This window comes from Streptomyces sp. NPDC002788 (assembly GCF_053592115.1).
The window spans coordinates 280,525-300,634 of the sequence record NZ_JBSFVB010000006.1; the positions used below are offsets into that span (position 1 = coordinate 280,525).

At 71.3% G+C, this 20,110-nt stretch carries 19 protein-coding genes and 2 pseudogenes; 7 read left to right on the forward strand and 14 right to left on the reverse strand.

Annotated features, from left to right (window positions below; all coding sequences use genetic code 11):
• Positions 1 to 346: 346 nt before the first annotated feature.
• Entirely contained in the window at positions 347 to 1,276 is a 930-nt protein-coding gene (locus ACWD1U_RS14250; RefSeq protein WP_451107392.1) for a helix-turn-helix domain-containing protein, read from the reverse strand.
• A 63-nt stretch (positions 1,277 to 1,339) separates the two neighbouring features.
• Here ACWD1U_RS14250 and ACWD1U_RS14255 point away from each other — a divergent pair, with 63 nt between their 5' ends.
• Positions 1,340 to 2,179: a phytanoyl-CoA dioxygenase family protein gene (locus ACWD1U_RS14255; protein WP_451107393.1), complete on the forward strand. Its 840-nt coding sequence runs from the start codon at positions 1,340 to 1,342 to the stop codon at positions 2,177 to 2,179.
• Here ACWD1U_RS14255 and ACWD1U_RS14260 read toward each other — a convergent pair.
• Together ACWD1U_RS14260 and ACWD1U_RS14265 are read right to left on the reverse strand one after the other, a co-directional pair.
• Positions 2,176 to 2,493 (reverse strand): annotated as a pseudogene (locus ACWD1U_RS14260) (aldo/keto reductase); the annotation flags it as partial. The gene ACWD1U_RS14255 and the pseudogene ACWD1U_RS14260 overlap by 4 nt on opposite strands.
• A 15-nt stretch (positions 2,494 to 2,508) precedes the next feature.
• Positions 2,509 to 3,054, reverse strand: a pseudogene (locus tag ACWD1U_RS14265) (cytochrome P450); the annotation flags it as partial.
• Positions 3,055 to 3,405: 351 nt separating this feature from the next.
• Between ACWD1U_RS14265 and ACWD1U_RS14270 the strand changes: the two are divergent.
• Positions 3,406 to 4,038: a LysE family transporter gene (locus ACWD1U_RS14270; RefSeq protein WP_451107395.1), complete on the forward strand. Its 633-nt coding sequence runs from the start codon at positions 3,406 to 3,408 to the stop codon at positions 4,036 to 4,038.
• Between the two features lie 106 nt (positions 4,039 to 4,144).
• Positions 4,145 to 4,594 carry a nitroreductase family deazaflavin-dependent oxidoreductase gene (locus tag ACWD1U_RS14275; RefSeq protein ID WP_451107396.1) on the forward strand — a complete coding sequence of 150 codons (450 nt, stop codon included), beginning with the start codon at positions 4,145 to 4,147 and terminating at the stop codon, positions 4,592 to 4,594.
• A gap of 88 nt (positions 4,595 to 4,682) precedes the next feature.
• Here ACWD1U_RS14275 and ACWD1U_RS14280 read toward each other — a convergent pair whose 3' ends face one another.
• Complete coding sequence (locus ACWD1U_RS14280; RefSeq protein ID WP_451107398.1) at positions 4,683 to 5,603, reverse strand: cation diffusion facilitator family transporter; 921 nt, start codon at positions 5,601 to 5,603, stop codon at positions 4,683 to 4,685.
• Between the two features lie 139 nt (positions 5,604 to 5,742).
• On the opposite strand from ACWD1U_RS14280, the gene ACWD1U_RS14285 reads away from it, so the two are divergent.
• The gene (locus ACWD1U_RS14285; protein WP_451107399.1) at positions 5,743 to 6,768 is read left to right on the forward strand and encodes a glutathione S-transferase family protein; all 1,026 of its coding nucleotides are present in this window, start codon (positions 5,743 to 5,745) and stop codon (positions 6,766 to 6,768) included.
• 32 nt (positions 6,769 to 6,800) lie between these two features.
• Positions 6,801 to 7,094, forward strand: coding sequence for a DUF4235 domain-containing protein (locus ACWD1U_RS14290; RefSeq protein WP_451107401.1), 294 nt, complete (start codon positions 6,801 to 6,803; stop codon positions 7,092 to 7,094).
• Positions 7,095 to 7,326: 232 nt separating this feature from the next.
• Here the strand turns inward: ACWD1U_RS14290 and ACWD1U_RS14295 are convergent, their stop codons facing one another.
• Together ACWD1U_RS14295 and ACWD1U_RS14300 are read right to left on the reverse strand one after the other, a co-directional pair.
• Positions 7,327 to 7,719, reverse strand: a complete 393-nt coding sequence (locus tag ACWD1U_RS14295) for a VOC family protein (RefSeq protein ID WP_451107402.1) — start codon at positions 7,717 to 7,719, stop codon at positions 7,327 to 7,329.
• 79 nt (positions 7,720 to 7,798) lie between these two features.
• Positions 7,799 to 8,263, reverse strand: coding sequence for a pyridoxamine 5'-phosphate oxidase family protein (locus ACWD1U_RS14300; RefSeq protein WP_451107404.1), 465 nt, complete (start codon positions 8,261 to 8,263; stop codon positions 7,799 to 7,801).
• 889 nt (positions 8,264 to 9,152) lie between these two features.
• On the opposite strand from ACWD1U_RS14300, the gene ACWD1U_RS14305 reads away from it, so the two are divergent.
• Positions 9,153 to 10,661, forward strand: a complete 1,509-nt coding sequence (locus tag ACWD1U_RS14305; RefSeq protein WP_451107406.1) for a hypothetical protein — start codon at positions 9,153 to 9,155, stop codon at positions 10,659 to 10,661.
• Positions 10,662 to 10,876: 215 nt separating this feature from the next.
• Here ACWD1U_RS14305 and ACWD1U_RS14310 read toward each other — a convergent pair whose 3' ends face one another.
• The 6 genes from ACWD1U_RS14310 to ACWD1U_RS14335 all read right to left on the reverse strand — a co-directional run bounded on the left by ACWD1U_RS14310 (position 10,877) and on the right by ACWD1U_RS14335 (position 16,420).
• Entirely contained in the window at positions 10,877 to 12,127 is a 1,251-nt protein-coding gene (locus ACWD1U_RS14310) for a cytochrome P450 (RefSeq protein ID WP_451107407.1), read from the reverse strand.
• Positions 12,124 to 12,729 carry a GTP-binding protein gene (locus ACWD1U_RS14315; RefSeq protein ID WP_451107409.1) on the reverse strand — a complete coding sequence of 202 codons (606 nt, stop codon included), beginning with the start codon at positions 12,727 to 12,729 and terminating at the stop codon, positions 12,124 to 12,126. The genes ACWD1U_RS14310 and ACWD1U_RS14315 overlap by 4 nt, the downstream gene beginning before the upstream one ends.
• Complete coding sequence (locus ACWD1U_RS14320; RefSeq protein WP_078650896.1) at positions 12,710 to 13,081, reverse strand: DUF742 domain-containing protein; 372 nt, start codon at positions 13,079 to 13,081, stop codon at positions 12,710 to 12,712. Before ACWD1U_RS14320 ends, ACWD1U_RS14315 begins: the two co-directional genes overlap by 20 nt.
• Positions 13,078 to 13,488 carry a roadblock/LC7 domain-containing protein gene (locus ACWD1U_RS14325; RefSeq protein WP_451107411.1) on the reverse strand — a complete coding sequence of 137 codons (411 nt, stop codon included), beginning with the start codon at positions 13,486 to 13,488 and terminating at the stop codon, positions 13,078 to 13,080. The genes ACWD1U_RS14320 and ACWD1U_RS14325 overlap by 4 nt, the downstream gene beginning before the upstream one ends.
• Positions 13,489 to 13,493: 5 nt before the next feature.
• Positions 13,494 to 15,224 (reverse strand): ATP-binding protein, encoded by a 1,731-nt coding sequence (locus ACWD1U_RS14330; protein ID WP_451107412.1) that lies wholly within the window; start codon positions 15,222 to 15,224, stop codon positions 13,494 to 13,496.
• A 251-nt stretch (positions 15,225 to 15,475) separates the two neighbouring features.
• Complete coding sequence (locus tag ACWD1U_RS14335; RefSeq protein ID WP_451107414.1) at positions 15,476 to 16,420, reverse strand: GlxA family transcriptional regulator; 945 nt, start codon at positions 16,418 to 16,420, stop codon at positions 15,476 to 15,478.
• 71 nt (positions 16,421 to 16,491) lie between these two features.
• Here ACWD1U_RS14335 and ACWD1U_RS14340 point away from each other — a divergent pair, with 71 nt between their 5' ends.
• A complete protein-coding gene (locus ACWD1U_RS14340; RefSeq protein WP_451107415.1) occupies positions 16,492 to 17,442 on the forward strand; it encodes an NADP-dependent oxidoreductase in 951 nt (316 codons plus the stop codon).
• An 18-nt stretch (positions 17,443 to 17,460) separates the two neighbouring features.
• Here ACWD1U_RS14340 and ACWD1U_RS14345 read toward each other — a convergent pair whose 3' ends face one another.
• Both ACWD1U_RS14345 and ACWD1U_RS14350 read right to left on the reverse strand, forming a co-directional pair.
• A complete protein-coding gene (locus ACWD1U_RS14345; protein WP_451107417.1) occupies positions 17,461 to 18,567 on the reverse strand; it encodes an NAD(P)-dependent alcohol dehydrogenase in 1,107 nt (368 codons plus the stop codon).
• A 23-nt stretch (positions 18,568 to 18,590) separates the two neighbouring features.
• Positions 18,591 to 20,045 carry an aldehyde dehydrogenase family protein gene (locus tag ACWD1U_RS14350; protein WP_451107419.1) on the reverse strand — a complete coding sequence of 485 codons (1,455 nt, stop codon included), beginning with the start codon at positions 20,043 to 20,045 and terminating at the stop codon, positions 18,591 to 18,593.
• Between the last annotated feature and the right edge of the window lie 65 nt (positions 20,046 to 20,110).

Genomic DNA, 20,110 nt, shown 5'->3' on the forward strand with positions numbered 1-20,110 from the left:
TAAGTCCGTACCAAGGGGTATGCCGGCACTGCGGCCTCGCGCATACGAAAGAACGGCGTGCTGGGGACACGCCGACAGGGCACACCTTTACACAGGTCAACGACGGGGAACAAGGCATCTCGCGGTTTCGGCCAGTGAGTACACCGCCGACATCTTTTGACGAAATGTCAAATCAACGGAACGAAAGGGATTTCCGCACTGTCCCCGCGCTATTGGCGGAACGTATTTCACCCGACTCAGGCCCGCACCGGAAACCATTGGGCTGCCGTCCGCCCGCCAGCTCACACGGCTGACCGCCTTCCGCGCGGCGGCCTTTCGAGGCCTTCCGTGAAACCATTGGCGGTGCTCAGCCGGGCGGGCCGCCGCGTGCCGTGCGATAGGCCCCGGGTGGTGCCCCGTAGCGCTCGCGGAATACGCGGTTGAAATGGAACGGGCTGGCGAAGCCCGAGGCCGCGGCGACGCGCTCCACGGGTAGGTCGGTGCCCTCCAGCAGCCCGGCGGCGTGGCGCAGTCGCGCCTCGCGCAGGGCACGCATGGGCGGCTGGCCGAGCTGCCGGCTGAACAGGTGAGCGAAGCGGGACGGCGACAGGGCCACGCCCTCGGCGAGCGAGCGGACGGTGTGCGGGGCACCGGGGTCGGCGTCGATCAGCTCGCGGGCCCGCCGGATCCGCGCGTCGAGGCCGGGACGCGGCGGCTCGGGTCCGGCGCCGGCGGTGGTGAGCAGGACGATCTCCTCCAGGGCGCACAGGGCCAGCTCACGGGCCGCGCTGCCGTGCGCGACGGCGACCTGGCGGTCCGGTGCCCCCGCGCCGGGCGGGGCCCCGGTGCCGGTCCAGCGGGCGTCGGCGTGCATCCGCCGGAAGGCCGCCTCGACGCGGCCGTGCGCGGCGGCCGGGACAGACGTGACGACGTACACCCCGTCACCGGTGTCGTACGGCCGCAGCCACGCGGCCCACGTCGGGCGGGCCTGGCAGTGCGCCCACCAGAACCGCCAGTGCGGGGCGCCGGGCCCGACCGCGTAGCCGTGCGGCACGCCCGGGGCGAGCACGACCAGATCACCCGGGCCTGCGGAGGTCCCGGCGTCGCCCTGCCACAGCCGTCCCCGGCCCCCCGTGGTCCAGGTGAACAGCCAACTCGCGGATCCACGCGGGCGGTCGACTCCGTAACCCGGCGGCTGGTCGAAGTGGCCGAGGACGACCAGGCCGGGCGGTGGGGCGGGGTCCCCGCCGTCCCCCCGGTCAGCAGTGCCGGGCAATCGGTCAGCACGCACGGGCATCCTCCTCCACCTCCCGGCGGCCTAGCGTTTCGGACCGAGGACACCTGACGGAGGAGTGCGCTCATGACAGTCACGGGCAACGGCGCCACCGGCGCTCCCATCCTGGACCCCGCCGGGCTCCGACGGTACGCGCAGAGCTTCGAGGAGGTCGGGTTCACGGTCGTGCGCGGGCTCTTCGGGTCCGCGGAGATCGACCGGCTGTGCGGCGAGTTCGCGGCGCTGCGGGCGGCCGGTCCGGTGCCCGGGCATTTCGAGCCGCGCGCGTCAGCGCCGGACGCGGATCCGCTGCACGTCTGGCCGCGGGTGATGCACCCGCACGAGATCAACGACCTCGCGCGGGATGTCCTGCTGGACGCCCGGCTGAGGACGGTTCTGGAGGTGCTGCTCGGCGAGGAGGTGCTGGCCGCGCAGAGCATGTTCTACTTCAAGCCGCCGGGGGCGCGGGGGCAGGCGCTGCACCAGGACAACTTCTATCTGCGAGTCGAGCCGGGCACGTGCGTGGCGGCCTGGGTGGCCTGCGATGTGATCGACCGCGAGAACGGCGGGCTCGAGGTCGTGCCGGGCACGCACCGCATAAACCTGTTCTGTCCGGAACTCGCCGACTCGGAGGTGTCCTTCGCCCGGGAGTACGTGGCGCCTCCGGCGGGGTTGGCGGCGGTGCCGGTGGACATGGCGCCGGGGGATGTCCTGTTCTTCAACGGGAGTCTGGTGCACGGGTCGCAGCCGAACAGGGCGGTGGATCGCTTCCGGCGGTCGTTCATCGGGCACTACGTGGGGCGGTCGGCTGAGCGGATCGGCGCGTTCTACCGGACGCTGGCGATGAGTGGGGCGAGGGTCGTGCTGCCGGAGAGTGAAGGGGCAGGGCCCTGCGGAAGGGAGTTCGCGCCGCAAGGGCCCCACTAGGTGTTGAGCGCGATCCAGTGGCCCGCGACGGGACGTGCCGTGTACCGGCGCTCCGGTTCCTCGGTTCTCGTCACCGAGCTGGAGGCCGACGGCCGCCACGGTCTCCTCCGGGCGCTGCGCCTTGGACCCTCCGACGATCGGGGCCGTCACCGTCGGCTGGTGGAGGAGCCAGGCGAGGGCCGCCTGGGCGCGGGGCACGCCCCGGTCCTCGGCGATGCGGGTGACCGCCTCGCCGATGGAGCGGTCGCCCTCCTGGCAGAGGGGCTACCGAAGGCGTCGGTGGCGCTGCTCCCGGTCGTGGTGTTCCCGTCGCGGTGAGGCGGCCGCGGCACGTCGTCGATGCTCGCCTCGCGGCGGGGCGTCATTCTCTGGGTCTCGAAGAAGTCGTGGTCGGCGTACGGGACGCCCAGCAGGGCGCAGATCACCATGGACGGCACGGGCAGGGCGAAGGCGCTCACCAGGTCAGCGGGCCGGCCCTGGGCGATCATCGCGTCGAGCCGTTCGTCCACGATCCGCTGGATGCGTGGCCGGAGCTCGACGGCCCGTTTGAGGGTGAAGTCGCCGACGACCATTCGCCGCTGGGTGCGCTGCTCGGGGTCGTCGACGCCCAGCAGGGCCGTACGGCGGTTGCGGATCCCGGCGAAGCGCTTGGTGGGGGCGGGGAAGCCGGGCCGGTCGCGGTCGGACGACAGACGGGGGTCGGCCAGCAGCGCGCGGGCGGTCGCGTGACCGGTGACCAGCCAGGCCTCACGGCCGTCGAAGAGGGTGATCCGGGTCAGGGGGCGCTCGGCGCGCAGCGCGTCGTAGGCGGCGGGCGGGTGGTAGGGGCAGGTCCGGTTCTGGGGGAAGACGACGGGTGCGGTCGTGTCCGTCATGAAGACCTCGCAGACGAGTGGTGCCGGCGTGCCGATCTTCATTAGATGCCTCGGGCATCTATGGGGCGACGCGAAGTTCGGCCAGATCGGTGGCGGCGGCAACATGGCCGGGGAATGCCGTCCTCTCGTTCGGACGGCGGAAGTATGGGCGGGCGTTGCGGGGGTGGGGCCCCCGCCCGGGGCCGGAGCGTGCCGGCGCCGGGTCGAAAACCGGTTGTGGGTCGCGCGGGCCAGGTCCCAGGATCCAGCCATGCCCACGTTTTCCGTTCTCCAGCCGCTGTCCGCCGCCGCTCGTGCCGTGCTCCGACAGCAGCAGTCCGGCCGCCGCGGAGGGCCGGCCTCGGCGCGGTCATGACGGCCGCGCTCGTCGCGGGGCTGCTCGCCGGGTTCGGCATCGCCGTCCCGGTGGGTGCCGTCGGGACCTACCTCGTCTCCCTGACCGCCCGTACCTCCCTGCGCACAGGTGTCTGCGCGGCGCTCGGCGTCGCCACCGCCGACGGGCTGTACGCCCTCGCGGCCACGCTCGGGGGCACGGCCCTGGCCGCCGCGCTGCGGCCGGTGCTCGGGCCGCTGCGCTGGGTCTGCGTACTGGTGCTGCTCGCGCTGGCCGCGTGGGGCGCGGTCGCCGCGCTGCGCGAGTACCGCGGCCACCGGCTCGCCACCCGGTCCGCCACCGCGCCCCCGAGCCCCGCCCGGGCCTACCTCGGGCTGCTCGGCATCACCCTGCTCAACCCCACCACCGTGATCTACTTCGCGGCCCTGGTCCTCGGCACCCAGGCCACCAGCCCGGCCGGTCCCCTGGAGCAGAGCGTGTTCGTGCTGGCCGCCTTCGCCGCCTCGGCGAGCTGGCAGGTGCTGCTGGCCGGGGGCGGCGCGCTGCTGGGACGGGCGCTGACCGGGCATCGGGGGCGGCTGGTGACGGCACTGGTGGCGAGCGCAGTGATGACGGCTCTGGCGGTGCGGATGGCGGTGGCGCCGGGGTGAGGAACGCCGGCCGGCCGGAATGCGTCGCGGTGCGGATGATTCAAGGACGCAGGGGCATTGCAGTCAGATGGCAGTCAACCGTGGACGCGACGATGGGACAGATGCCATGCCTCTCGAAGGGGAGTACGAACCCAGCCCGACGCAGTGGGTACGCAGGCAGGTGGAGCTGTACGAGAGCTCCGGCGGCACGGAGGGGACGACCCTGCAGGGCTCGAAGATGCCGGTCGTCGTCCTGACCTCGCGAGGCGCCAGGAGCGGCAAGCTGCGCAAGACGCCCGTGATGCGTGTGGAGCACGAGGGGCGTTACGCCGCGGTCGCCTCCCTCGGCGGCTCGCCCAAGCACCCCGTCTGGTACTTCAACCTCAAGGCCGACCCGCACGTGGAGCTGCAGGACGGTCCGGTCAAGCAGGACATGACGGCCCGTGAGGTCACGGGCGAGGAGAAGGCCGCGTGGTGGGAACGCGCGGTCGCGGCGTATCCGGCGTACGCCGACTACCAGAGGAAGACGGACCGGGAGATACCGGTGTTCGTCCTGGAGCCGGCCGAACGAGACTGACGCGGGGGCCGACTGCCCGTGCGGGCAGCCGGCGGAAAAAATCTTCCTCCCTCTGTGTGTGACCCGTCCACGACGGGGCACGCGTGGGTCAGGCCCCGCCGCGCTCCCCCGTCGCGGCGGGGCTTTCCGCTGCCTCGCGGGCGAGTCGGTCGGTGACGTCGAGGAATATCTGGTGGGCCTCGGGCACCGTGCGGGCGATCGAGCGCTTGATGCGGACGGCGACCTCTTCGACCCGCTCGCTGTCCAGCCCCGGCACCAGGTCGACGCGGGCGGCCACCAGGGCCGTGTCGAGGCCGGTCTTCATCGTGAACAGCGCCTCCACACTGTCGATCTCCGGCTGCGCCCGCAGCAGCGCCTGGATCCGCCCGCTCGCCTCGGAGTCGGCCGCCTCGCCGATCAGCTGGTCGCGGGCGTCCCGGCCCAGCCGGTAGGCGACGTAGACCAGCAGCCCGCCGATCGCGAGGGACGCGGACGCCTCCCACACCACCTGGCCGGTGGCCATGTGCAGCGCCATGCCCACGATGGCCAGCGTCACGCCCAGCACCGCCGTGCCGTCCTCGGCGACGACCGTCCGCAGGGCCGGATCCCGCATCCCGGTCGCCGCGCCGCCCTGCCTGCGCACCTGGTACAGCGCCCGCAGCAGCGAACCGCCCTCCGCGAGGAGGGCGATGCCGAGCACGATCAGGCCCGCCACGTAGCCGCCGAGGTCCTCCTCCCCTCCGCTCGCCAGGGCCTCGAAACCCTGGAAGAACGAGAAGCAGCCCCCCATGACGAAGATCCCGACGGCCGCGAGGAGCGACCAGAAGAACCGCTCCTTGCCGTAGCCGAAGGGATGGCGCCGGTCGGCGGGGCGCCTGCTGCGGCGCAGTGCCGCCAGCAGGAACACCTCGTTCAGGCTGTCGGCCACCGAATGGGCCGCCTCCGACAGCAGGGCGGGTGATCCCGCGGCGAGGCCGCCGACGGCCTTGGCGGCCGCGATCACCAGATTGGCTGCGAGCGCCACCAGCACGGTGACGCGTGTCCTGCGATCAGATCCTTCTTCAGTCACCCACGCCGATTGCCCCGGTCGGCGGTGCTCACACCGTGCCGTCCGCGGAAAACGGGGAACGCGTTCACCAGGGTCCACGTAAGGCAAGGAGGTCACCCCCATGAGCCGCGACGACGGCGAAAGCGGCAACAGCGCCTACGGCAGGAGGGCGTTCAAGCGCTCCAAGGCGCATTTCCCGGACCGGATCACGGCGGACGGCCGGGACGGCTGGCCGGTGGAGGCCGGCCGCTACCGCCTGGTCGTCAGCCGGGCCTGCCCGTGGGCGAGCCGGTCACTGGTCTCCCGGCGACTGCTCGGCCTGGAGGACGCGCTGTCCCTGGCGGTCGCCGACCCGATCCAGGACGACCGCAGCTGGCGCTTCACGCTGGACGAGGAGGGCCGCGACCCGGTCCTCGGCATCCGCTTCCTGAGCGAGGCGTACGACCGTCGGGAGACGGACTATCCGGGTGGTGTCAGCGTGCCGGCGATCGTGGATGTGCCGAGCGGGAAGCTGGTCACCAACGACTACCAGCAGCTCACGCTCGACCTCGCGACCCAGTGGACGGCCCTGCACCGGGAGGGTGCGCCCGACCTCTACCCCGACGCGCTGCGCGACGAGATCGACGAGGTGATGGCCGACGTCTACGAGGATGTCAACAACGGCGTCTACCGCGCCGGTTTCGCGGCCGGGCAGGAGGAGTACGAGGCCGCCTGCGCGAGCGTGTTCCGCCGGCTGGAGCTGCTGGCACGGCGTCTGGAGCGGCAGCGGTACCTGGTCGGTGACACGATCACCGAGGCGGACATCCGGCTGTTCACCACGCTGGTCCGCTTCGACGCGGTCTACCACGGTCACTTCAAGTGCAACCGCTGGAAGCTGACGGAGAACCAGGTGCTCTGGGGGTACGTCCGCGACCTGTACCAGACGCCCGGGTTCGGTGACACCGTCGACTTCGACCACATCAAGCGCCACTACTACCAGGTGCACACGGGCATCAACCCGACCCGTGTGGTGCCGCTCGGGCCGGACCTGTCCGGCTGGCTGACCCCGCATCACCGCGAGCAGCTGGGCGGCCGGCCGTTCGGCGACGGCACACCGCCCGGCCCGGTCCGCGCCGAGGAGCGGATCCCCGCGGCGCACACACCCTGACCCCTTTTCCCCTCAGCGATCAAGGAGATCCCATGGCCAAGAAGAAGATGTCCCTCGCCTACCAGCCCCTGGGGTTCGTGCTCGGCTGGTCGGGCGGCTGGCTGGCCGGGCTCGCCTTCCGCAAGACGTGGATGGCGATCCGGCACGAGGAGGACGCGCCCGACGCACTGGACAAGGACCGCGGCTGGGGCGAGGTCCTGCTGGCCGCCGCGATCCAGGGCGCCATCTTCGCCGTGGTGCGCAGCGCCGTGGACCGCGCGGGCGCCAAGGCCATCGAGCGGTCGACCGGCACCTGGCCGGCCGGCAAGAAGGGCGGCCGGGACTGACACCGACGCGGCCCCGCCCGGTCCCGCGCCGGGCGGGGCCGGCCTGTGCGCTCAGCCGTCCTTCCGGACCGGCTTCATGGTGCGGTGCGACTCGAGGTGCGGCACCACGGGAAGGCGGCGAAGCTCGCCTGCTGCCCTGCCCGGCATCGTCCTCGTCCGCTGAACGGGGGGTGATGCCGGGGCAGGGCACCACTCCCCCGCCGGGTTCAGTCCTGCTGTCCCCCGTCGGGTCTCAGCCCTGCTTGGGCGCAGTCGGCGGGGTGCGGCGCAGGGTGAAGGAGTGGCCCGCCGGGTCGGCGTAGCCGCGTTCCTCCAGGGGGCCCGAGGCCTCCTTGGCCTCCAGGGGGCGGCCGCCGAGGCTGATGACGCGGCGCTCGACGGCGTCGAGGTCGTCCACCACGAACTCCAGGTGAGCCTGGAGCGAGTTCTCGGGGCGTGGCCAGCTGGGCGGGGTGGCGTTGACGTCCCGGCGCAGTGCGATCCGGAAGCCGTCGGCGGTCTTGATCTCCACCCGGTTGGCCGTCGCGTCCGACTCCTCCCCCTCCAGCAGCTCCTTGTAGAACACGGCGAGCTTCTCGGGCTCGGCGCAGTCGAGCACGAGAACCCCCGCTTTCACCAGTGCCATGTCTCCTCCGCAGGATTGCGGCCGCGGAACGGTCGTGCCGCGCGGCTCCGTACCTTGCGGATATCCCGGTCCGGCCGATTCAGTCGGTGTTCAACCACCGTCCGTCGCGCATGAGTTCACGGCCGTCCAGTTCGTCTGCCTCCCGCCAGGCCTGCACCCGCCGCGGCACGACGCGGAAGTAGAGGTACGGCGTGGCGAGCCGACGGGGGTCGAACCCGGTCTTGGCGGCGAAGAGTTCGGCGTCCTCCTCCGTCAGCTCGCCGGGCTGGACCGTCTCGACCGTGCCCTCGACCATCACGACGTCACGGGTCGGGCCGATCCCCACCCTGGTCCGGCCGGTCGCGGCAAGGTTGCGTCCGGTGGGGCTCGACGCGGGCGTGGCGAACAGCAGATACGAGCCGTTCCAGAGGAAGGACAGCGGGACGAGGTACGGCGTCCCCGACGTGCCGTCGGCCGTGGCGACCCAGGCGTCCACGTCGTGGTCCAGCCGGTGCAGGGTGTCCTTCTTGCGCTGCTCAGCGGTGCGTACGGGTGCGGACGTCATCGTCGGTGCGCCTCCTGGAGAGTCGTTGGAACGGACTCCGACCATTGTGGCGTTCCGAGGCGTCGGAGGCTCGGCGGACGAGCCGCTACCGGGTGAGGGACGAGGGAGTATACGCAGCTCATGCGCTTTGAGCAGTAACGGAGATCACGGCATGGTCACGGAATGGCTCATTCGCGCCGTGGGCAGCCTCGTACCGCTTCTCGGTTCAACTTTCGGACTGCGAAGCCCAGTTCGAGTGTGCGGACGGTCACGGGACCGTCCGTTCGCAGGTTTGGGGGGGACTCTGCGGTCCGTCTGCCGAAAGGAAGCGCATGCCTCAGGACGTCCGGTTCGACCTCCCCTTCGACACCCCTGTCGGCTACCCACACGCCTCGGGCGAAGTAGCGCGTCTCGGATCCGGTGGTCGCGCTACGCCTGACGGGCCGTGAGTGCTTCCTGATCAACACAGCTGAGGCGGCGATGCGGGTGCTCGCCTTGCAGCAGGAGTGCCGTCAACGCAGCAGCCGTGCCCCTCGCGGTCGTTCGTGACAGGAGCCGAAGCCGGTCGCGTGAGTCCGGCTGTCCGGCGAGACCGTCGCGGAAAGTACAGAAGTTCCCCGGACACGGCCGGTCACGACCACGGCCGATCGATTCCGTTGCCAGGACCACAGCTTATTGGGAGACCGGTGTGAAATCTCGAGTCGCAGGTGCTGTTCCGAAGGCGTCCGCCGACAGCTCGCTCCCGGCGCAGCCAAGCGCCCAGATCCACCCCACGGAGGCGGGGACCACCCTGGCCCGCCTCTTGGTGAAACACATCAATGGGAGCACGGAGCAGTACCGAAGGTCCCAGAACGCCGCTCAGCAGCGACTGAACGCATTCGGCTCCCCCCACTCCAGCACCACGCTGCATGTGGAGGGAGCCCTCCATCTGGCGCGGCCCGCGTTCCTCCCGCCCGACGAGGAGGGCTACGCCAGGTTGAGGCGCCTCGACACCAGCCTGCGCATGATCGAAGCAGCCTTCCCCCAAGTCAGCACCGACATCGAGGTCTGCAGACTGACCTGCACGATGCTGGAAGGGGCCTGGAGGAGCCGGGCACTCACCCCGCCACGCGAGGAGGAGCAGACAAGCGTCTGCGCCTGCCCTCTGTGCCGTCGGCTGCCCACGCCCCCCGCACGCACGCTGGACGACTACCGTTGGCGGCAGAGCGCCGGTCGACCCCTCACCGTCAAGACCTGGCCGTACCGCCGGGAACTCGACAGTGTCCTGACCGGTGGATGGTCCTGGACCCGGCAGATGAACGACCTCGAACGAGACCTCGGCCACCGCCACCGCTTCGAGGACGACATTCTCGTCTTCCACGAATACAAACGCGTGATCGACACCATCGACACAACGCGCCTCACCCAACACGTCGAAGGCCGCCTGGCCGAGAACTTCAGCACCAACAGCGCACGGGCCCTGGTCTCCGGACTCTTCGCGGCCCACAAGCGATCCGTCGACGAGTACTGGCTGCAACAGCACGACGCGGGCAGCGTCATGCTCCCCCAGACCAACCCGCTCGACCAGAGCACCTACTCAGCCCTGCAGATGCTGGACTGCCTGTTCTGGCACGTCGCCCCCGACACCGAACTCTGGCAGGAAGAGAACCTCGCCTCCCTGCTGCTGTGCCGCGTCATCGACGACATGGCCGATGTACGAGCCGATGCCCTCACCGGCGAGATCAGCAACTTCTGGCTCGCCGAAATGCCCACCCACACCAAGGCGCTCTACGCTGCCTGCGCGATAGCCCTCGTCAAGTACGGCTGCATGCCCGAGGCCCACAGCCCGATGTGGAACACCTGGCTGATGACCACCACCATCGTCTGGATGGGGCTCACGGGCCGCCACGCCCTCTGGTTCGACGGCATCACCCAGGGCCTCCCCCCGGCCGAGGAGTGCCCGCTGTGCGACCTGCAGCCCAACCCATGCACCGGCATCCTCACCCACGGCACCACCCTCACCTTCGCTCCGCGGCCCACCACACCAGCACTGAGCACCCGGACCGCCGAGCTGTCCGCACGCTGCCGAGCCCAATCCCCCCGGGCATGGCCCCTGTTCGACGCCGAGCTCCATGCCTTCGAAGCACTGCACGGCCCCTGGTACGGCAACACGGACAGCACATGGGAGATCTTGCGCCGCACCTACATCGCCGCCGTGGAGGCATCCAGCGCCGCACCATCGCCGGACCGCGCCCGTCGTGTCCAACAAGACGCCGGCGTAGTCGGATCCGAGAGGTTCCACACCCTGCACGACCCTCGGACCGGGAGGGAAGACACCGCACTGCTCGCCTACATGTTCGGCTCTGCCCACCCGCATTTCCTCTGGAACGCCACGGGATACCGTCCCACGGGCGTCGCAGGCGACTGGCTCGACGGCTGACGCCTCGATCCTGAAGGCTCGGGCCGCTGCTCGCACCCGCCTGGTGGCGGTAACGGCCCAGCCTGTGCCCGGCCCCACCGCGGACACGGAAAAGGGCGATGAAGTCCTCGGTGGCGGCGTAGCGGCCGGTGGTCCGCGCGTGTGAGCCACCGCCTGCACGCACGCACGGCGTTGCCCGGCCGGAAGCCGGCCGGGCAACGGTCTGCCGGCGTGACCTAGACGGCGAACTCGACCGGCAGGCTGTCCAGCCGGGACTCCCAGGTGGAGGCGGTCGAGATGAGTTCTTCCGACGGTACAGCCAGGCGCAGGTCCGGCAGCCGGTGCAGCAGGACGTCCACGCCGATCTCGATGATGGACTGGCCGATGTTCTGCCCCGGGCACTCGTGCGGTCCGGCGCTGAACGCCAGGTGCGACTGGTTGCCCTGCACGGCGACGGCCGAGTCGGGCCGTACCTCCGGGTCGAGGTTGCCGGCGGCCAGGCCCAGGATGAGCAGTTCTCCCTCCTGGACGTGATGGCCTCCGAGCTCCAGGTCGGCGGTTGCGAACCGGCCCGGCAGCACGGACAGCGGCGGGGTGTCCCACATGACCTCTTCCACCACTGAGGAGATGTTCAGCTCCCCACTGACCAGACCGGACAGCCGGGCGGCGTCGGTGAGGACCCGTTGCAGGACCCGGGCCAGCAGGTTGCTGGTGGTGGTGTGCGCGGCGATCAGCACCAGGCGCAGATGGCTGACGACCTCGTCGTGGTCGAGGCCGGCCGGGTGCTCCAGCAGGGCCGTGGCGAAGTCGGAGCCCGGCTCGGCCCGCTTGCGCTCGGCGAGTTCCGCGAGGATCTGCATGATCCGGTCGTTGTGCTCGAGAGCACCCTCACCGCCCTTGATGACCTGGGCGCACGACTCGATCAGGCGTAGCCCGTCCGCCGCGGGAAGGCCCAGCATCCTGGTGAGCACGAGCATCGGCAGTTGCTCGGCGTAGTCGGTCACGAGGTCGGCGCGCCCGGCGTCGGCGAACGCGTCGATCTGCTTGTTCGCGAAGTACGTGACGTGCCGCCGGATGCCCCGGACGGCCGCCGCCTGCAGTCCGTCAGTGACGGCACCGCGCAGCCTGCGGTGCGGTTCGCCGTCCTGGGACACACAGTCGGGGCGCCAGCCGACCATCGGCATGATCGGCGAGGTCTCCTCGATCCGGCCCTCGCGCCAGTCCCGCCAGATCCGGGCGTCCCGGCTGAACTGGCGGGGGTTGTCGAGCACCCGCCGGTTGTCGCGGTAGCCGAGGACGAGCCAGGCGGGTACGTCGCCTTCGAGCAGCACCGGCGCGACGGAGCCGTGTTCCTTGCGCAGCCGCTCGTAGATGCCCGTGGGGTCGGTCGCGGCCTCCGGCCCGTACAGCCGGGTGAGTTCGGCCCCGTGGTGGGCGACGGGGCAGCCTCGCATGGCCTGGAGGCCGTTGTCGGTCTGATCGTTCATCGGGGCTCCAGGGCCACGGCCGAGCGTTCCTTCAGGTGGTGGATGAGGGCGACGAGGACGTCACGGCTGGAGGCCCGGTCGCGGGCGTCGAAGGCCACGACCGGAGTGTGCTCGGGGATGTCCAGGGCATCCCGGATCTCCTCGACCGGGTAGTTCCGGGAGTCGGGGAAGACGTTCAGCGCGACGACGAACGGGACGTCCTGCCGCTCCATCTCCTCGATCGCCCGGAAACTGGAATCCAGGCGGCGCGTGTCCACCAGGACGATCGCGCCGAGCGCCCCCTTGAACAGCCCGTTCCACAGGAACCAGAACCGTTCCTGGCCCGGCGTGCCGAACAGGTAGAGCACCAGGCTCTCGTTGATGCCGATCTTGCCGAAGTCCAGGCTGACGGTGGTCTGCGTCTTGTCGGCGACGCCGATGAGATCGTCGACGTCGACGCTGGCCTGGGTGAGGGTCTCCTCGGTGGTGAGCGGCTTGATGTCGCTGACCGACCGGACCATGGTGGTCTTCCCGGTACCGAACCCGCCGGCGATCATCACCTTCACCGAGCGGGTGTCCCCGGCCGCCCGCCCTCCGGGTTGGTCAAAGCCTTTCAAGTCCACTGAGTACCTCCTCAAGGAGCGCGAGGTCGGGCCCGCGGCCGGCGTCGTGTGCCGGGATGGGGTTGCGGGCTTCGACGCGACCTGCGTCCAGCAGGTCCGACAGCAGCACGGCGAGAATGTTGAAGGGCAGCCCGAGGTGGGCGCCGAGTTCGGCGACCGACAGCGGATCGCGGCAGCGGCGGAGGATCTCCTCGTGCTCGTGCTGCATGCCCGGTAACGGGGCGGCGCGGGCGACGACGAGAGTCGCCACGTCGAGGCTCGACGCCGAACCGCCCGGTCCGCTGCGCCCTCCGGTGAGGACGTAGTAGCGCTCGAGACCGGACGGGTCGGACGGCCTGCGGGGAGCACTCATCCAGAGTGCTCCTCCAGGCGCGGAGTGGTACCGAGGAGCTCACCCATCCTGCGGGCCAGGTCCCTCATCTGGTGCCCGAGCAGGCCCTGGTCGAGGCCTTCCCTGGCGAGGACACCGAGGTACGTCTCCACACCGGCGCGGACGACGAAGAGGTGCCCGCCGTCCACTTCGATCATCGCCAGGCGCAACTGCCCGGCATAGTTGGGGAACTGCTCGGCGACCGGCTGGGCCAGCGCCTGCAGCCCGGCCACCACGGCGGCGAAGCGGTCGACGTCGTCGGGGTCTTCGGCGCCGTAGGCGGTGATGGCCTTGCCGTCACTGGAGGCCACGAGGGCGAAACGGATCTCCTGGATGCTCTCGACGAGATCGCGGAGCGCCCAGCTCACATCTGTTCCTTGCTGCGTCATGAGGACTAGTCGCTCTCTTCGGTGCGGTGCTCGTTGGACTCGCGTCCTGCGGTGGTGTCGCGGTCGTCGGCCGCGCGGGATGTCTCTTCGGCGTCGCGTCCTGCGGTGGCGAAGGCCGCGAGGCCGGAGAAGGAGGCGTCCGGCGGGACGGCGGAGACGGTGCTCCGGTCGGTCCCCTCGGCCTGCCGGGGCCCGTCCGTCTCGTTCCGCTTGCTGCGGCGCCGGGGCAGTCCGCCGGGGGTGGTCTCCACGCTTTGCGTCTGCGCCGCCGGTGCCGGTGCCGGTGCGGTGACCGTCTCGCGGGCCGGGGCGGCCACGGCGGGGCGGGCCTCCGGGGCGGGCGCGGCCTGGGTGGTCGCGGCCGCGGGCAGCGGGCTGAAGTACTTGTGGGGAACCACGACCACCACGGAGGTGCCGAGCCACGGCGAGTCCGCGAAGGTGACACGGATGCCGTAGCGGCGGGCGAGTGCGCCGACGACGCGCAGACCGATGCTCGCGTCCTCGGTGATGCCGCCGAGGCCCGCGCCGGGCGCGGTGCCGGCCAGGGCGTGCTCGGCCTCGCGCTTCTTCTCCTCGCTCAGGCCCTTGCCGGAGTCCTGGATCTCGATGCCGACGCCGTTGGGGACCTCCTTGCCGGAGATGAGCACCGGCTCGGTGGGCGGCGAGTAGCGGGCCGCGTTGTCGAGGAGGTGGGCGAAGATCAGCGTGAGGTGGTCCACGAGGCCGCCGTCGACGCCGAGTTCGGGCAGGTGGCGCACCTGGACGCGGTGGAAGTCCTTGATCCGGCCGATGCCGCCGCGCACCACGCTCAGCAGCCGCTGCGGTTCCTGCCACTGGCGTCCCGGACGGTCCGAGCCGCCGAGCACACCGATGCTCGCGGCGAGCGAGTCGGCGGGGCCGAGTGCCTGGTCGAGCTCCATCAGACCGCGGGCGACGGCCGGGAGCCTGCCGTGCTCGCCCTGCATCTCGTGGAGTCGGCCGCGGAGCTTGCTGGTCAGGACGTGGATGCGGTTGCCGATGCTGATCACGGCCTGCTCGGCGGTGGTCGAGCGGTCGAACTCCGCCTCGAGGCCGATCAGGGCCGTGCGCAGCAGCTTGCGCAGTTCGGCCTGGAGGTCGGCGCTGACCTTCGCGCACTGGGTGACGGTCGGCAGGATGTCGTCGATGGCGTCGCCGGAACGCAGCTTCTCCATCGCGTCGGGCAGCTGCTCGTCGGCGAGCCGGGCGACCGCGGCGAGCTGGTGGGACAGCTGCTCCTGCCAGACCTCGGCCTGGTCGGCGAGCTGGGCCTCGTAGGACCTGGCCTGCTCGGTCAGCCGTTCCTCGTACGCCCGGGACTGGTCGGCGAGTTGCGACTCGTACGTGGCGCTCTGCTCGGCGAGGCGCCGCTCGTAGGCCGCGTTCTGCTCGGTGAGCTGGGACTCCAGGGTGGCGCGCTCGGCGGAGAACTTCCGTTCCAGGCCCGCCACGTGCTGCTGCCACTGCTGGTTGTGTTCGGCCTGCGTGGTGCGGAAGGAGCCCTCCGCGCGGCTCAGTTGGGCCCGGGTGCGCAGCAGCAGGCGTACGCACACGGTACCGGCCGCCGTCGCCGCGACACCGGCGACGGCCGTGGTTAGTCGCTCCGAGCTCATGAACGTGGCGGCAACCGTCCCGCCTCCCAAGCCCAGTGGCATCAACCACCAGCTGTACCAGGCGACAGGGGCCCGCGCCGCCGGTGGCGGAGTGGCGAGTTCCATCTGCATCCTTCGAAGCAACACGAACGAACAGGGGGGTGTGGACCGCACTCATGAGTACGCACCGCGAGTCGGCCGGACGTGATCGACTCAACTCGCAGCGCCGATGGGAACCTTATCGGGTTTGAAGCCGAGAGGATGAAACTCATCCCCCGCCGGACGTGAGGGTTCTGTCACGCTCCAACAGAAAGCAACAGGTCGACAAATGGCTTTACTGGTCGGCCCCGTTGGGCGGGCACCGGGACCTGCCCGGGTCAGCGGGTGGTCTGGAACGTGCGGCGGTACGCCTGCGGGGTCACCCCGATCGCCGCGTTCAGGTGCTGGCGCAGAGAGGCGCCGGTCGCGAAGCCGACCCGGCCCGCGATCTGGTCCACGGTGAGGTCGCTGGACTCCAGCAGATGCCGGGCCCGGGCCACCCGCTGCTGGATGAGCCAGCGGCCGGGGCTGAGTCCCACCTCGTCGTGGAAGCGGCGGGCGAAGGTGCGCAGGCTCATCCGGGCGTGGCCGGCGAGGTCGGCAAGGGTGAGCGGCTCACCGAGGCGCTCCAGGGCCCAGGAGCGGGTGGCCGCGGTGCTCGCGGCGCCCTGTTCGGGGACGGGCTGTTCGATGTACTGGGCCTGGCCGCCGTCCCGGAACGGCGGGACCACGCAGCGGCGGGCGACGGTGTTGGCCAGCCGACTGCCGTGGTCCTTGCGGACCAGGTGCAGGCAGATGTCCACGCCGGAGGCGGCTCCGGCGGAGGTGAGGATCGGGTGATCGTCGACGAACAGCACGTCCGGGTCGAGGTCGACGTGCGGGAACCTGCGCCGGAAGCGGTCGGCGACCCGCCAGTGGGTGGTCGCCCTGCGCCCGTCGAGCAGTCCGGCGGCGGCGAGGACGAAGGCGCCGGTGCAGATGGAGACGATGCGCGTCCCGGGGCGGATGAGCGCGAGCGCGGCCAGGACCTTGTCGGGCACGTCGTCGCTCAGATGGGCCGGCGCGACGGGAGCGATCACCACGGTGTCGGCCGTGGCGAGGGCTTCGGGGCCGTGTTCCACGGTGATGCCGAAGTCCGCGTCGGTGCGCACGGGACCGCCGTCGACCGAGCAGGTCAGAACCTCGTACCGGCCGTCGGCCGCGCCCAGGATCCGGCTGGGGATGCCCAGTTCGAACGGGTACACGCCGTCCAGGGCCAGGACCACCACTCGCTCACGCCGCATGGCACGATCCTATCGAAGGTTGGCCATCCTGCCATTGGCGGGCCGGGCGCGGGCGGGCACGCTGGATGACCATGAGCACTCAGAGCACGATGCGAGCCATCAGCCAGGACGTCCTCGGCGGCCCCGAGGTCCTGAAGGAAGTGGAAGTCGAGCGCCCGGAACCCCGGCCGAACGAGGTGCTGGTCCGGGTGCGGGCCGCCGGGGTCAACCCGACCGACTGGAAGCACCGCGCCACGGGCGGTTTCCTGGGCGAGCCGCCCTTCGTCCTCGGCTGGGACGTCTCCGGGGTGGTGGAGGCGGTCGGTATCGGCGTCGCGGCGTTCGCGCCCGGTGACGAGGTCTTCGGCATGCTGCCGTATCCGTTCGGGCACGGCTCGCACGCCGAGTACGTGATCGCTCCGGTCCGCGCCCTCGCGCGCAAGCCGGCCGGGATCGACCACGTCCAGGCGGGCGCGCTCCCGCTGGTGTCGCTGACCGCGTGGCAGGCGCTGGTCGAGCACGCCGACCTGAAGCCCGGGCAGCGGGTGCTGATCCACGCCGCGGCGGGCGGGGTAGGGCACGTGGCGGTGCAGATCGCCAAGACGCGCGGCGCCTGTGTGATCGGCACCGCGAGCGCGGGCAAGCACGAGTTCCTGCGGGAGATCGGCGTGGACGAGGCGGTGGACTACCGGGAGACGGACTTCACCGAGGCCGTGAAGGACGTCGACGTCGTCCTGGACACGATCGGCGGCGACAACGCGCTGCGCTCGCTGCGCGTGCTGCGCCCGGGCGGGGTCGTGGTGTCGATCCTGCCGGTGGGCTCGGACGACTTCTACCGGGAGGCCGAGCGGCTCGGTGTGCGGGGGCTGCGCATGCTGGTGGACGCCGATCGCAGCGGCATGCAGGCGATCGCGGAACTGGTGGAGTCGGGAAAGCTGCGTGCCACGATCGCCGGCACGTTCCCGCTCGCCGCCGCCGCGGAGGCGCACGCCCTGGGTGACACCGGCCGGACCACCGGGAAGCTGGTGCTGCTGAACGACTGACCCAGCCGGCCGGGCGGATCAGAACGTCAGGACCGGCTTGATCGTCTTGCCCGACCTCATGTCCTGAACGGCCCGGTCGATGTCCCCGAAGGGATACGTGCCGATCAGGCGGTGCAGTGGGAGCCGGCCGTCCTTCACCAGACGGACCAGGGCGGGGATCATCGTCTGGGTCTCGCTGTCGCCGAGGGTGAGACCCACGATCCGCTTGCCGCCGAGCAGGCCGTTGACGTCCAGGGCGACCTCGGTGCCGAAGGGCGGGGCCCCGACGACGACCAGGGTGCCGCGGGCGGCGAGCGCGTCTACGCCCTGGCGCAGGACGCCGACGTTGCCCGTGGTCTCCACGACACCGTCCGCGCCCCGGCCGCCGGTCATCTCGGCGAGGGCGGGGGCGAGGTCGGTCGCGCTCGTGTCGACGGTGTGGGTGGCGCCCAGCTCCGTGGCGAGCGCGAGGCGTTCGGCGACCCGGTCGACGGCGACGATCCTCGTGGCCGGGGTGAGGGCCGCCGCCAGGACGGCCGACAGGCCGACCGCCCCGGCGCCCAGGACGACGACCGTGCTGCCCGTCTGCGGCTTCAGGACGTTCCAGACGGCTCCGACACCCGTCTGCACGCCACAGCCCAGGGGGGCGATCGACTCCAGCGGCACGTCCGGGTCGACCTTGACGAGGCTGCGCTCGTCGGCCAGGGCCCGCTCGGCGAAGGAGGACTGGCCGAAGAAGTGACCACCCAGGGACTCGCCGTCCCGGCTGATGGTGCTCGTCCCGTCGGCGCGGGTGCCGCCGATCAGGTTGAGCGGCAGCCAGGTCGCGCAGTAGGCCGGGTGACCGCCGCGGCAGTTGCGGCAGTCACCGCAGGAGGTGAAGGAGAGCAGGACGTGGTCGCCGGGCGCGACTCCGGTGACGGCCGGGCCGACGGCCTCGACGACGCCCGCGCCCTCATGGCCGAGGACCCCGGGGAGCGGGAAGGGCAGTCCGCCGCTCGCGACACCGAGGTCGGTGTGGCACAGGCCGGTGGCGACCATGCGGACCAGCGCCTCGTGCGGGCCGGGCTCGTCGAGGACGACGTCGGAGAGGGTGAAGGGCGCACCGCCGGTCTCGACGACCGCGGCACGGGTGGTGATGGGCATCGCGATGGCTCCTTGACGGTGGTTCAGTCGAGAGAGACGACGACGGACTTGACCTTGGTGTAACCGGCGAGGGCCTCGGGCCCGTACTCGCGGCCGTAGCCGGAGTCCTTCACGCCGCCGAAGGGCACCGCGGGGTCGAGCATCGCCCAGTCGTTGACCCAGACGATGCCCGCCCGGAGCCGGCCGGCGACCCGGTGGGCGCGGGCGAGGTGGCTGGTCTGGACGCCCGCGGCGAGGCCGTACGGCGTGGAGTCGGCGAGGGCGACGGCCTCGTCCTCGTCCTCGAAGGGCTGCACGGTGAGGACCGGGCCGAAGATCTCCTCCTGGATCACGCGGGAGTCGTTCGACAGGTCGGCGATGACGGTCGGCTTGTAGTAGTAGCCGCCGTCGAGGTCGAGCCGCTCGCCGCCGCAGACGATGCGGGCACCCTCCTTGCGGGCCAGGGCGACGTACTCCTCCACCTTCCTCAGGTGCTTCTCCGCCGCCATCGGGCCGATGACGGTGGCCGGGTCGCGCGGGTCGCCGACCGGGACGCCCGGCACGGCCTCGGCGAGGATGCCGAGCAGCGTCGGGTACACCGAGCGGGCCACCAGCAGGCGCGGGCCGCCCATGCAGAACTGGCCGGTGTTGAACACGAAGCCCTTGATGACCGCGCCGACCGCCTTCTCCAGGTCGGCGTCCTCGAAGACGATGTGGGCGGCGTTCCCGCCGAGTTCCATGGTCACCGGCTTGAGCGCCTCCCCCGCGACGCTCGCCACGTGGCGGCCGATCGCCGTGGAGCCGGTGAAGGCGACCTTGTCGACACCGCGGTGGCGCAGCAGCGCCTCGCCGGCCACCGGGCCGGATCCGGTCACGACGTTGACCACGCCGTCGGGTACGCCCGCCTCCTGGAGGAGCCCGGCCATGTACAGGGCGCTGAGCGGGGTCTCGTCGGCGGGCTTGTGGACGACGGTGTTGCCGGCCGCGAGCGCGGGGGCGAGCTTGGAGCCGGCGAGGATCAGCGGGAAGTTGAACGGGGTGATGGCGGCGATCACGCCGAGCGGCTCGCGCCTGGTGTAGGCGAGGGCGTTCAGGGGAGTGTCGCGCAGGGCGCCGTCCTGGGTCTGGGCGAGGTTCGCGTAGTACTCGTAGTCGTTGGCCGCGTTGGTGACGTCGACCGCTCCGCACAGAGTGATCGGCTTGCCGACGTCGAGGCTTTCCAGCGCGGCGAGCTCGTCGGCGTTGTCGCGGATCAGCCGGGCGACGCGGTGCAGCACACGGCCCCGCTCACGGCCGCTCAGGCCGGACCAGGCGCCGTCGTCGTATGCCTCGCGGGCGGCGCGTACGGCCGCGTCGACGTCGGAGGGGCCGGCCTCCGCGACGGTGGTGACGACCGTGCCCCGGGACGGGTCGACCACCTCGGTGCGCGCCCCGTCGGCGGCCTCGCGCCACCGGCCCCCGATGAACAGCTGCGCGGGTGTGCTCTCGAAGGTGGCCATCGCCGCTCCTCAGCCAGTCGCCAAGATTTCAACAAACAGGATTCCTGTTTGTGTGCAGTCTCTTT

Bases quoted from the DNA above. Each gene is read 5' to 3' on its own strand.
- ACWD1U_RS14250 (WP_451107392.1), bottom strand. From the start codon at position 1,276: ATGCCCGTGCGTGCTGACCGATTGCCCGGCACTGCTGACCGGGGGGAC.
- ACWD1U_RS14255 (WP_451107393.1), top strand. From the start codon at position 1,340: ATGACAGTCACGGGCAACGGCGCCACCGGCGCTCCCATCCTGGACCCC.
- ACWD1U_RS14270 (WP_451107395.1), top strand. From the start codon at position 3,406: ATGACGGCCGCGCTCGTCGCGGGGCTGCTCGCCGGGTTCGGCATCGCC.
- ACWD1U_RS14275 (WP_451107396.1), top strand. From the start codon at position 4,145: ATGCCTCTCGAAGGGGAGTACGAACCCAGCCCGACGCAGTGGGTACGC.
- ACWD1U_RS14285 (WP_451107399.1), top strand. From the start codon at position 5,743: ATGAGCCGCGACGACGGCGAAAGCGGCAACAGCGCCTACGGCAGGAGG.
- ACWD1U_RS14290 (WP_451107401.1), top strand. From the start codon at position 6,801: ATGGCCAAGAAGAAGATGTCCCTCGCCTACCAGCCCCTGGGGTTCGTG.
- ACWD1U_RS14295 (WP_451107402.1), bottom strand. From the start codon at position 7,719: ATGGCACTGGTGAAAGCGGGGGTTCTCGTGCTCGACTGCGCCGAGCCC.
- ACWD1U_RS14300 (WP_451107404.1), bottom strand. From the start codon at position 8,263: ATGACGTCCGCACCCGTACGCACCGCTGAGCAGCGCAAGAAGGACACC.
- ACWD1U_RS14310 (WP_451107407.1), bottom strand. From the start codon at position 12,127: ATGAACGATCAGACCGACAACGGCCTCCAGGCCATGCGAGGCTGCCCC.
- ACWD1U_RS14320 (WP_078650896.1), bottom strand. From the start codon at position 13,081: ATGAGTGCTCCCCGCAGGCCGTCCGACCCGTCCGGTCTCGAGCGCTAC.
- ACWD1U_RS14325 (WP_451107411.1), bottom strand. From the start codon at position 13,488: ATGACGCAGCAAGGAACAGATGTGAGCTGGGCGCTCCGCGATCTCGTC.
- ACWD1U_RS14330 (WP_451107412.1), bottom strand. From the start codon at position 15,224: ATGGAACTCGCCACTCCGCCACCGGCGGCGCGGGCCCCTGTCGCCTGG.
- ACWD1U_RS14335 (WP_451107414.1), bottom strand. From the start codon at position 16,420: ATGCGGCGTGAGCGAGTGGTGGTCCTGGCCCTGGACGGCGTGTACCCG.
- ACWD1U_RS14340 (WP_451107415.1), top strand. From the start codon at position 16,492: ATGAGCACTCAGAGCACGATGCGAGCCATCAGCCAGGACGTCCTCGGC.
- ACWD1U_RS14345 (WP_451107417.1), bottom strand. From the start codon at position 18,567: ATGCCCATCACCACCCGTGCCGCGGTCGTCGAGACCGGCGGTGCGCCC.
- ACWD1U_RS14350 (WP_451107419.1), bottom strand. From the start codon at position 20,045: ATGGCCACCTTCGAGAGCACACCCGCGCAGCTGTTCATCGGGGGCCGG.